The 9,855-nt window shown below is 63.3% G+C and carries 11 protein-coding genes and 2 pseudogenes; 10 read left to right on the plus strand and 3 right to left on the minus strand.

The window, feature by feature from the left end:
• Nucleotides 1–129: 129 nt before the first annotated feature.
• The 5 genes and pseudogenes from SxD43FB_RS22210 to SxD43FB_RS22230 all read left to right on the plus strand — a co-directional run.
• Nucleotides 130–345 (plus strand): annotated as a pseudogene (locus SxD43FB_RS22210) (integrase); the annotation flags it as partial.
• Nucleotides 342–1,337, plus strand: a complete 996-nt coding sequence (locus tag SxD43FB_RS22215; RefSeq protein ID WP_096063987.1) for a tyrosine-type recombinase/integrase — start codon at nt 342–344, stop codon at nt 1,335–1,337. The pseudogene SxD43FB_RS22210 and the gene SxD43FB_RS22215, both read left to right, overlap by 4 nt.
• A gap of 108 nt (nt 1,338–1,445) precedes the next feature.
• Nucleotides 1,446–1,748: pseudogene (locus SxD43FB_RS22220) on the plus strand (zincin-like metallopeptidase domain-containing protein); the annotation flags it as partial.
• Nucleotides 1,745–2,140 (plus strand): hypothetical protein, encoded by a 396-nt coding sequence (locus SxD43FB_RS25445; protein WP_176482896.1) that lies wholly within the window; start codon nt 1,745–1,747, stop codon nt 2,138–2,140. The pseudogene SxD43FB_RS22220 and the gene SxD43FB_RS25445, both read left to right, overlap by 4 nt.
• Nucleotides 2,141–2,305: 165 nt before the next feature.
• On the plus strand, nt 2,306–3,226 hold the full coding sequence (locus SxD43FB_RS22230) for a HEPN domain-containing protein (RefSeq protein WP_096063989.1): 921 nt from the start codon (nt 2,306–2,308) through the stop codon (nt 3,224–3,226).
• Here SxD43FB_RS22230 and SxD43FB_RS22235 read toward each other — a convergent pair.
• Entirely contained in the window at nt 3,201–3,515 is a 315-nt protein-coding gene (locus SxD43FB_RS22235) for a conjugal transfer protein TraD (RefSeq protein ID WP_255245861.1), read from the minus strand. The genes SxD43FB_RS22230 and SxD43FB_RS22235 overlap by 26 nt on opposite strands.
• A complete protein-coding gene (locus SxD43FB_RS22240) occupies nt 3,475–3,780 on the minus strand; it encodes a conjugal transfer protein TraD (RefSeq protein ID WP_096063991.1) in 306 nt (101 codons plus the stop codon). The genes SxD43FB_RS22235 and SxD43FB_RS22240 overlap by 41 nt, the downstream gene beginning before the upstream one ends.
• Nucleotides 3,781–3,952: 172 nt before the next feature.
• On the opposite strand from SxD43FB_RS22240, the gene traA reads away from it, so the two are divergent.
• Nucleotides 3,953–6,871 carry a Ti-type conjugative transfer relaxase TraA gene (traA, locus tag SxD43FB_RS22245; RefSeq protein WP_096063992.1) on the plus strand — a complete coding sequence of 973 codons (2,919 nt, stop codon included), beginning with the start codon at nt 3,953–3,955 and terminating at the stop codon, nt 6,869–6,871.
• A gap of 15 nt (nt 6,872–6,886) precedes the next feature.
• On the plus strand, nt 6,887–7,570 hold the full coding sequence (locus SxD43FB_RS22250) for a DUF6118 family protein (RefSeq protein ID WP_096063993.1): 684 nt from the start codon (nt 6,887–6,889) through the stop codon (nt 7,568–7,570).
• Between the two features lie 3 nt (nt 7,571–7,573).
• Here SxD43FB_RS22250 and SxD43FB_RS22255 read toward each other — a convergent pair whose 3' ends face one another.
• Nucleotides 7,574–7,798: an AlpA family transcriptional regulator gene (locus tag SxD43FB_RS22255; RefSeq protein WP_096063994.1), complete on the minus strand. Its 225-nt coding sequence runs from the start codon at nt 7,796–7,798 to the stop codon at nt 7,574–7,576.
• 601 nt (nt 7,799–8,399) lie between these two features.
• Between SxD43FB_RS22255 and SxD43FB_RS22260 the strand changes: the two genes are divergently transcribed.
• The 3 genes from SxD43FB_RS22260 to SxD43FB_RS22270 all read left to right on the plus strand — a co-directional run bounded on the left by SxD43FB_RS22260 (nt 8,400) and on the right by SxD43FB_RS22270 (nt 9,743).
• Nucleotides 8,400–8,705, plus strand: coding sequence for a hypothetical protein (locus SxD43FB_RS22260; protein WP_096063995.1), 306 nt, complete (start codon nt 8,400–8,402; stop codon nt 8,703–8,705).
• A 109-nt stretch (nt 8,706–8,814) separates the two neighbouring features.
• Nucleotides 8,815–9,066: a helix-turn-helix domain-containing protein gene (locus SxD43FB_RS22265; RefSeq protein ID WP_096063996.1), complete on the plus strand. Its 252-nt coding sequence runs from the start codon at nt 8,815–8,817 to the stop codon at nt 9,064–9,066.
• A gap of 323 nt (nt 9,067–9,389) precedes the next feature.
• Nucleotides 9,390–9,743 carry a phage integrase N-terminal SAM-like domain-containing protein gene (locus SxD43FB_RS22270; RefSeq protein WP_096063997.1) on the plus strand — a complete coding sequence of 118 codons (354 nt, stop codon included), beginning with the start codon at nt 9,390–9,392 and terminating at the stop codon, nt 9,741–9,743.
• Nucleotides 9,744–9,855: the final 112 nt, after the last annotated feature.

A 9,855-nucleotide genomic window follows, 5' to 3' on the forward strand; every position in this document is an offset into this window, starting at 1 on the left:
TTCGTCAATCGACCACCACGACCGCCACAAAAACCAACCGCAGTCTGGATCAACCCACCGGCCAGGGACCGAAAGACGATAGCTTAATCTCCCGACCCGGCTGTCTCACAATCGTTGACACGTTCCGCCCGCATCCACGACCTGCGGCACAGCTTCGCTGCGCGAACGATGATCGACTGGTACAGGTCTGGCAAGGATCCGGCACGGGAAATGATCAAGCTGACCACATGGCTTGGCCACGCCAATCCCGATCACACCTACTGGTATATCGAGGCAGTTCCAGAACTGCTGGATCTGGCGTCAGCCCGGATCACCGATCCTCATGATCGGGAGATATGCTCATGACCGGCATGACGTTCCCGGCGCTGCTCCAGCGCTTCTTCACCGACCGGCTTTGCACGCAGATGGAGGCAAGCCGCCATACGATCGCGGGATATCGCGATACGTTCCGGCTTCTGGTTCGCTTTGCTGCCGCGCGATCGGGAAAGCCGCCGACGCACCTCGGCATCGCCGATCTTGATGCCGACGTGATCGGCGACTTCCTCATCCATATCGAAACAGCGCGAGGCAATGGCGCGCGAAGCCGCAATACGCGGCTTGCCGCCATCCGGTCCTTCTTCCGCTACGTGGCCATGAACGAGCCGGAGTGGCTGCTGCACTGCCAGAGAATCCTCGCTCTGCCGGACAAGCGCTATGTGAAAAGAAGCGTCACGTTCCTCGACGGACCCGAGATCGCGGCTTTGCTGGCCGCGCCCGACCGTTCGACCTGGACCGGTCGGCGTGATCACATCCTGCTGCTGGTTGCTTCGCAAACGGGCCTGCGAGCATCGGAACTGACCGGTCTGCGCCGCAGGGATGTCGTCCTCGGCACCGGGGCACATGTTCGCTGTCTGGGCAAAGGTCGCAAGGAACGTTGCACCCCGCTTCGTCGGGATACCGCCAAGGCCCTGCAAAACTGGTTGAAAGAATGGCGCAGCGACGATGCTGGGCCGCTGTTCCCTTCCATACGCGGCGATCCCCTCTCGCGTGATGCCCTCGAACATCTGGTCCGCAAACACTGTCTGACTGCTGCACGTTCGTGCTCAAGCCTAGCCAGCAAGCGGGTGACCCCGCACACACTGCGCCACAGTACAGCCATGGAGCTGCTTCACCATGGCGTCGATCAGTCGGTCATTGCGCTTTGGCTCGGGCATGAATCCGTCGAGACGACGCAAATCTATATCCATGCCGACATGCGGCTGAAGGAAAGAGCGCTGGCCAGCGTCGCTGCGCCAGAAACTCGACCGGGTAGGTTCCGCCCTGACGACGAACTACTCGCCTGGCTTGAAGCCCTCTGATTATGCCGAACCGCCGCATGGCTGATCGGCGGAAACCACCATTCTGAAAGGCCATGCGGCATAATCCGGAGCTCGGCATAATGGCAGTTATGCCGATATCGGCATAAGGGGCACTGGACCGGGCATCGCTCGCGTCTGGACCGGCTTGCCAACAGCGGCTTTGGCAGTCCCGCCTATGCGCGGGAGGAGCTTTGCGCGGAGATGGCGAGCGCGTTTCTGTGCGCCGAACTCGGGATCGTGCCGACCGTGCGCCACGCCGACTATATCGGTGCATGGCTGTCGGTGCTGCGCGAGGACAGCAAGGCGATCTTTCGTGCCGCCAGTCAAGCAAGCAAGGCCGCCGATTATCTCCTCGCCTTGCTGCCGCAGGACGAGGGCAACGCGTCCGAGGAAGGGGAGGCACAGGCATGAGCCGCTCTTCCGCACGGGCGCTGCTGGAAGCGGCGCGCAGTTTCATCGCGGATATCCCGCCGCTGGCCCTCCTCAATGCGCCGAGGCGCACCGGCAGGATGCTGGTGGCGCGGATCGACCGCTATCTGGAAACCGCCCCCAGGCAGGACGCCCCGCCCGATGTGATCGAGGAGACGCGCGAGCGATGGCGCGGTGAGGCAGGCATCCGCATCGACGGTGACGCCATGATGCGGGGCGATGGGCGCGGCATCTGGATCAGCGCATGGGTGCTCGCAGGGCCGGCGGTGCAGTCCTTCGACAGGGCGGACGTTCCTGCAAGCATTGAACAGCCTGCCCGTCATGGAACGGGAAGTCTATGTCCTGCATCGGGTAGAAGGGCGGACGATCGATGAGATAGGCGAGCGCCTGTTCTGCCCCACCGAGGAAGCCGAAGCCCTGTTCTTCGCCGCCCTGCGCGGCCTGCATGAACGCATCTATGGCCGCAAAAACTAGGGGCGCTTCGCGCCCCACTTTGTCTTGAACCGGCCTGTCCCGCCCTGCATAGAAATAGGCAGCCCATGAAGACCGATCTTTCCCATCTGCCCCCTGCCAAGCAGCGCGAGCTTGCCCGCGTCGTCCAGTTCCTGTTCGAGGAATTTGCCGACATGATCGTGATGGCCGAAGGCAAGCGCAAGGCGGGGCGCATCCTCAAGGTGATCCTGTTCGGTTCCCATGCGCGGGGCAAATATGTCGATGAGCCGCATACGGCGAAGGGCTATATGTCCGACTTCGACCTGTTGGTGATCGTCAATCAGCAGGATCTCACGGACAAGGACTTGTGGCATAACGCCGAGGAGCGGCTGATCCGCGAGACGCAGGCGACGAAGGTTTTGCGGACGCCTGCCAACTTCATCGTTCACTCCCTGAAAGAGGTGAACGACGCGCTGGCGCAGGGGCGGTATTTCTTCATGGATATCGCCCGTGACGGGATCGCGCTCTACCAGTCCAGCGATACCGAACTGCATAAGCCCAAGCCGAAGGAACCGACCGACGCGCTCGAGATGGCGCAGGAGTATTTTGAAACGTGGTATCCCAGCGCTGGGGAATTTTTCGACGATTTCCGTTCAAACCTCGACCGTGGACGCTTCAACAAAGCGGCCTTTGAACTGCATCAGGCGACGGAACGCCTTTATCATTGTCTGTTGCTAGTGCTGACGTTCTATACTCCGCACCGTCACAATATTGCGTTTCTCCGCTCGCTCGCTGACAAACTCGACCTAAGGCTTGTCGGCATTTGGCCTCGTGATGATCGGAAGGCGCGAGCGCTCTTCACCAAACTGCGCGACGCCTATGTGAAGGCACGCTATTCAAAGCACTATGCGGTTACGGCCGAGGAGTTGGAATGGCTTGGCGCGCGCGTCGAGGAACTAGGAACATTGGTACATAGTGTCTGCTCCGAACGTATCGCCGAACTCAAGAAGACAGCGGGGACGCTTTAGCCGCGTCTTGCTCCGCCGCGAACGCACGCTTGCCCTTGCGCTGCCACCGGGCGAGCGCGCTGGCCTTGCTGTCGCCCCGCGACTGATCGGCCAGCGTCAGGAACGCGCCATAGAGCGTAGCGCGATCGTCATCAGCGAGATCCACCAGCCCCGCCTTTACGACAAGACCGCCCAGCTCGATCAGCTGGCGCGTGCGCTCGCGGCGCTTCACTTGGCCTTCGCGCATGTCGGTGCGGGCCTTGCCTGCCTCAAGACGATGCCTTGCCGCCTTCGAGCGGTAGGCCGCCAACCGGCTGGCCTGAAGCTCCCGTTGCAGGGCTTGGAGCCTTCCCGCGAAAGAAGGCCGCGCCCCGCTTGCGCCAGCCCTCCTTCGTCGGCCCGTCCTTGGTGGCCACGGCATCGAGCAGCACACCGGCCAGCAGATCGGCGTCCAGCGCGTCCGCGCCGCATGCCGTCACAAGGTCGCCTAGCTGGCGCAGGCGGCGTTCCTTCAGTTGCCTGGCCTTGTCGGCAAGCGCCTTGAGTTCCGAATCATAGTCACGGGGTTTGCGCATCGAAGTTCATCCTTGAGAGGGGATGCGCCCATGTTACTATGGCCCCTGTCCTCGCGCAGCAGAGTCGCCGGGACGTCCTGACACCGCCCAGTCCCGCACAGGAAAAATTCGTGGGAGGGCGCGCTTATACGTCGTGCCGACGTCGCGTTGCTGGCGTAGATGGATTGCCGTCATGGCAATCTTCCATTTCTCCGTGAAAGTCATTGGTCGCGCTGGCGGTCGTAGTTCCGTCGCGGCGGCAGCCTATCGCGCGGCCGAGGCGATCCATGACGAGCGGCTCGATCGCACCCACAATTTCACCAACAAGGCGGGCGTCGTCCATTCCGAAATCCTGTTGCCCGCAGGCGCGCCGGAGCGGATGGCCGATCGGGCGGTACTGTGGAACGAGGTCGAGGCGACCGAGAAGCGCAAGGACGCCCAGCTTGCCCGTGAGGTGGAGTTCGCGATCCCCCGCGAGATGGGCAAGGCCGATGGCATCGCCCTGGCGCGGGACTTTGTCGCCCGAGAGTTTGTCGCGCGCGGCATGGTCGCTGACCTCAACGTCCATTGGGATATGGGCAAGGATGGTGAGGCCAAGCCCCATGCCCATGTGATGCTCGCAATGCGGGAGGTTGGCCCGGACGGCTTCGGTGCGAAGGTGCGGGAGTGGAACCGCACGTCCCTGGTCGAGCAATGGCGCGAGGCCTGGGCCAATCATGTGAACGCGCGGCTTGCCGCACTCGATATCGATGCGCGGATCGATCACCGCAGCCTCGAGGCGCAGGGCGTCGATCTGGAGCCGCAGGACAAGATCGGTCCGGCGGCATCGCGCAGGCTCGAACGGGGTGAGCCGTCCGAGCGGGCGGACGATCATCGCGCCGTCGCCGCGCGCAACGGCGCGCGCATCATCGCCGAGCCGTCGATCGCGCTGGATGCGATCACCCATTATCAGGCCACCTTCACCCGCCGCGACCTTGCCATGTTCGTGCATCGGCATAGCGACGGGCAGGCGCAATATGAGGAGGCCATGCGCGCGGTGCGCGCCTCCCCCAACCTTATTGCGCTGGGCAAGGACGGGCGCGGGGAGGAGCGTTTCACCAGCCGCGATATGCTCGACACCGAGCGCCGGCTTGAAGGCAGTGCGGACCGGCTGGCGGCGCACCGTGGGGAGACCATTCCAGCAGCGGTGCTGAAGGATCATGAGGAGGCCGCTTCCCGCAGCGGCCTTACCCTTGGCGCCGAGCAGCAGGTGGCGTTGCAGCACATCACGCAAGGGCGCGGCTTGTCGATGGTGATCGGCTATGCCGGCACGGGCAAGTCCACGATGCTGGGCGTTGCCCATGATGCATGGACCGCGAGCGGTCGCCAGGTCTGGGGCATGGCGCTGTCCGGCATTGCCACCGAGAAGCTGGAGGAAGGATCGCGCATCCCCTCGCGGACGATCGCCAGCATGGAGCTGGCCTGGTCGAAAGGGCGCGATCTTCCTTCGCCCGGTGACGTCCTCGTCATGGACGAAGCGGGGATGGTGGGCACGCGGCAGATGGCGCGGGTTCTGGCCGTGGCCGAGCAGAATCAGGCGCAGGTCGTGCTGGTCGGGGACGCGGAGCAGTTGCAGGCGATCGAAGCGGGCGCGGTGTTCCGGTCGCTGGTCGAACGGCATGGCGCGGTAGAGATCAGCGCGGTGCGGCGGCAGGAGCAGGCGTGGCAGCGGCAGGCGACCCGCTGGCTCGCCACCGGACGCACCGGGGAGGCGATATCCGCCTATGCCGATAACGCCATGGTGCATGACACCGGGACGCGCGAGGAGGCGCGCGCGGCTCTCATCGCGGGATGGCAGCAGGACCACCGCGCCGTGCCCGAGAAGAGCCGGATCATCCTCACCCATACCAATGCGGAGGTGCGCCTTCTCAACGAAGCTGCCCGCAGCGCGGTCCGCGAGGCTGGTGGCCTGCGGGCGGACGCGGTCGTCAGGGCGACGCGCGGCGAGCGCAATTTTGCCCCTGGCGACCGGATCATGTTCCTGCGCAATGAGCGCAGCCTGGAGGTGAAGAACGGCACTCTTGGCCAAGTCAGGGAGCTGTTTCCGCAACGCATGACTGTCCGGCTGGATAACGGGCGCACCGTGGCGTTCGACCTCAAACACTATGCCGACATAGACCATGGCTATGCCGCCACCATCCACAAGGCGCAGGGGATGACGGTGGACCGGGCGCATGTGCTCGCGACGCCGGGGCTGGACCGTCACGCTGCCTATGTCGCGCTGTCACGACATCGAGAAAGCGTGCAGCTTCATTATGGGCGCGACGACTTTGCCGATCAGGGGAAGCTCATCCGCATCCTGTCGCGCGAGCGGGCCAAGGATATGGCGTCCGACCATCTGCCCGCGACCGAGCCGGACGCAGCGCGTGGCTTTGCCGAGCGGCGCGAAATCTGGTTGCCGGAACGCATCGCCCGGAAGATTGCCGAGCAGGCGCGCGGCGTGTTTGCCGGGTTGCGGTTTCCGACCGCTGCGCGTCCCGACCAAGCCCGACCGCGACCCGTGTCGGAGCGCACCAGGGACCGCAGCGAGGAGCGGATCGCGGTCGCACGCTATGCCCGCGCCTGGGCGGATATCGAGCGCATGCAGGCGCAGGGTTTTGCGCCCCTGCCGCACCAGCAGGAGGCGATGGCACGCAGTGCCAAAGCGCTCGATGCGGCGCGCGAGAAGGGCGCGTCCGATCTCGCTTCCGCCTTCCAGCGTGAACCGGAGCTGGCGCGAAAGACCGCCGATGACGGCGGCAATGAGGCCATGCGGGCGATGGATCGGGAAGCGCAGGTGCGTGCCGATCCCTTCCTGCGGTCGGAACGGTTCGTCGAGGGCTGGCAGCAGTTGCAGCGCGACCGTGCGGAGCTGGTGCGCGACGGCGATCTGCGCGGCGCACGCAAGGCGGAAGCGAAGATGACGGACATGGCGCGCGGGCTGGATCGCGATCGGACAGTCGCCGCGATCCTGCTGGGCGGCGCGCAGATCGACATGAAGGAAGTGCGCGAACTGGCGCGGGGGGAGAGCCAGTCGAAAGGCAGCGCGCAGGAGCAGGACAGGGCGGACCGGGGGCGAGGATTTGATCGATGAAAAGGAGATTGTTCCATGGATGACGACAGTAGAGAGTCGACGGAAGATGACGCCTTGCAGGCCTTCCGGCAGATGCAGGAGGAGGCACGAGAGCGCCATGCTGAGATGATGGCCAAGCTTGCCGATACCCCGGACTATGCGCCCAGCCTGGCGGTGATCCAGAAGGCGCTCGACTTCCTGGTCGAGCGTGGCACGCACCCTCTCACCGTAGAGGAGGTGATGGAACAGGTGGTGGAAACCACCACCGACCTGAACCAACCCATTCGGGAGGCGATGGCGGAAGCACGCAGCGCCATGCTGGAGAGTCGTAAAGCAATGGAGGTGAGCCGCGAGTCTCATGTTCGAGAATCGGAGCGCGTTCGCTCGGTTCGGGATCAGGTCCGGCAGAACCACCGCCGATTGGCGATGGGCGTTGTCGCGGGCGCGATCGGGATGATGATCCTCCCCGGCATGATCGCCCATGTCGCGCCGTCAAGTTGGCTGCTACCCGAGCGGCTTGCAGCAAGAACGCTGCGTCTGTCTTTTGCCGATGCTGGATTGCATCTGCTCGTGGTCGCCAACCCTCTGGCCGCGACCGAGATCGTGCAGGGCGCGCAAATCCTTCTCGCCAACCGCGAGGCCATTGCCAGATGCCGGAGAAAAAGCCGTCAGGCGGACGCAACCCTGTCCTGCCGGATCACGCTTCCGTCCATGCCTTGACACTTAGGGCGAGGTGCCATGGGCGCTTTCCCTGTCTGGCTCACGATAGGTCACCGGATCGGCGATCCAGCGATTGATGGCGGACTCCCGCCAGCCGGCGCCATGGACGCTGATCCTGATCTGGGCAGGAAAGGTGCCGTCGGCGATCTTGCGATAGAGGGTGGAGCGGGAAAGACCCGTCAGGGCCAGGACGGTCTTTAACCGGATGATACGATCGGTGGGGTTCATCGGAATTTCTCTTCATCGCGTGGGGTGCGCGCCATGTCCGAGCATCCGATGTCGTGCCCAGCATGGACTACCCGACGAAGGCATCACGACATCAGCGGCTCTGGCGCTTGCGGTGCCGGGCGGTCAGAACGCGAGAAACGGGTGCAGGGAGGATGCGGATCGCCTGGCGATCCGAGAATTTGTCCCAGCTCGTCCCATGAGCCCGCGCGCGGACAGAGGGCGACCGCCGTGTGAAACGGGAGGGGCGGGGTTAGAACGAGTTTGTCATAGATGTCTCCGAACTAGACACCTGACCGCGTGATGATGAAGCACCTGTGATGCTCGATAGCTTGCAGGCTTTTGTCAACCGGTTCCCTGCCGGATCACTCCGGCCCATCCGCGTTCAGCCTTGGCATGCCATGGGGACGTAATCGACGCTCGTGGCAGCCCTGCTGCGCGATCTGGCCGCGCCCGAATTCCATATCCTTCCGCCGGACTTCGCCTATGGCCGCAGGCATTGGCTGCCATGGCATCCCGGTCTTTACGCGTCACTTCCGCTGGCATAGTTTCCGTAGTGCTTCATCATCACGTGGTCAGCCTGTGCGAACTTGAAGGAACGCTCATGGCCCGAATTACCATACGTATTGACGACGACTTGTATGACGCCCTGCTGCGTCGGGCGGCGATTGCCGGAGTTCCCTGTGCCACGATGGTCAGGCCTTTGCTGACGCAGCTTGCCTATACGGGGCAGGCGTCAGACCGCCTGCGCACGCCCGGGGAAGAAGGCCTCGCCATCTCCCTGCGCATACTGGAGCTTCTCCATGCCGATATGGAGGTGCGTGCGCCTGATGCGCTTCGAGACGGCATTGCTCGATCGAAATCCATTTTGCGGGATCGCCAGCTCCTAAGCGAGCCGGAGAGTTGCTGACGCGGCGCGTCCCCAGAACTGCGCCCTTCGGCCCGGTCTTTCCCAATGAAATAGCCGAGGCTCTGTCCATCCGATCGGACAGGCTCCGGTATGCAGGAGTTCCCATGATATGGCTTACATCATCAAGGCGCGCCGCAGCGCCCAAACCCTTCCATCCGTGCCGGCCGATGGGCAGCAGGCCATTACACTCGAGCCGCTGACCGTGCGTATTCCCGATGCGGTCCAGATGACCGGGATCGGGCGGTCCAAGCTCTATGAGCTGATCCAGTCAGGAGACATTGCGATTGTGAAGATCGGCGCTTCGACGCTCATTCCGATCGAGAGCCTGCGCCAGCTCATTGATCGGCATAGACGGGGATAATGCGTGGTGTGAGCGGCCCGGTGAATGCCTGCTGTCTTGGCAGGTCCTTGAAGGTTCATGGTCGCAAACTATGTAGAAGGCATCACCCCTCCCCTTAGGGTGACCTCCCTGAACCTTGGCCCCGCCGTGCAGCTTGCTCCGGCGGGGTTACTTTTAGCGGAGTTGAAAGGGGCGGTACCGTCGCACGTTGGGACATGTACGAACCCGCTGCGCGGGAGTGGCTCCTGGCCCCAGGTCTTTCATCGCTCTGGTGCAGCACCATGATTGAGCCCTGCTCAGGGTAGGCAGACCATCCCGACTCCTTTCAACCAAGGAGTCGAACCATGATCGAGATTATTTCCGACCTTCCAGTCAGTTCGTTGCGCCAACGCATGATCGATGAGATGAACATGCGCCGGTTCGCGCGTAAGACCCAGATCGACTATATTCGCCACGTAGAGCGCTTTGCCTATTATCTCGGACGCCCTCCCGACACCGCGACACCAGAGGATCTGCGTCAGTTCCAGATTGATCAGCGGGATGCAGGCGTCGGTCTGCCTACGATGAACAGCATTGTATCGGCACTGCGCTTCTTCTTCACACGTACACTCGATCGGCCCGATCTCTCCCGCAGACTTTACTGGACTTGTAACGGTTGTATAATCGCGTCCCTCCAGTCAAGCGTACGCCTCCGTTGAGAGTCGCCTTCCCCCGGGCGTGATGGACCGCTCTTAAGTTCGCTCTTGAGAGTGATCGTAGGAGCGGTTTTGTGGGTCAGATCACGGTTTTCGGCGGGCCTGAGCGTCGGCG

It is taken from the genome of Sphingobium sp. D43FB, from assembly GCF_002312805.1.
GTDB lineage: Bacteria > Pseudomonadota > Alphaproteobacteria > Sphingomonadales > Sphingomonadaceae > Sphingobium.

Bases quoted from the DNA above. Each gene is read 5' to 3' on its own strand.
- SxD43FB_RS22215 (WP_096063987.1), top strand. From the start codon at position 342: ATGACCGGCATGACGTTCCCGGCGCTGCTCCAGCGCTTCTTCACCGAC.
- SxD43FB_RS25445 (WP_176482896.1), top strand. From the start codon at position 1,745: ATGAGCCGCTCTTCCGCACGGGCGCTGCTGGAAGCGGCGCGCAGTTTC.
- SxD43FB_RS22230 (WP_096063989.1), top strand. From the start codon at position 2,306: ATGAAGACCGATCTTTCCCATCTGCCCCCTGCCAAGCAGCGCGAGCTT.
- SxD43FB_RS22240 (WP_096063991.1), bottom strand. From the start codon at position 3,780: ATGCGCAAACCCCGTGACTATGATTCGGAACTCAAGGCGCTTGCCGAC.
- traA (WP_096063992.1), top strand. From the start codon at position 3,953: ATGGCAATCTTCCATTTCTCCGTGAAAGTCATTGGTCGCGCTGGCGGT.
- SxD43FB_RS22250 (WP_096063993.1), top strand. From the start codon at position 6,887: ATGGATGACGACAGTAGAGAGTCGACGGAAGATGACGCCTTGCAGGCC.
- SxD43FB_RS22255 (WP_096063994.1), bottom strand. From the start codon at position 7,798: ATGAACCCCACCGATCGTATCATCCGGTTAAAGACCGTCCTGGCCCTG.
- SxD43FB_RS22260 (WP_096063995.1), top strand. From the start codon at position 8,400: ATGGCCCGAATTACCATACGTATTGACGACGACTTGTATGACGCCCTG.
- SxD43FB_RS22265 (WP_096063996.1), top strand. From the start codon at position 8,815: ATGGCTTACATCATCAAGGCGCGCCGCAGCGCCCAAACCCTTCCATCC.
- SxD43FB_RS22270 (WP_096063997.1), top strand. From the start codon at position 9,390: ATGATCGAGATTATTTCCGACCTTCCAGTCAGTTCGTTGCGCCAACGC.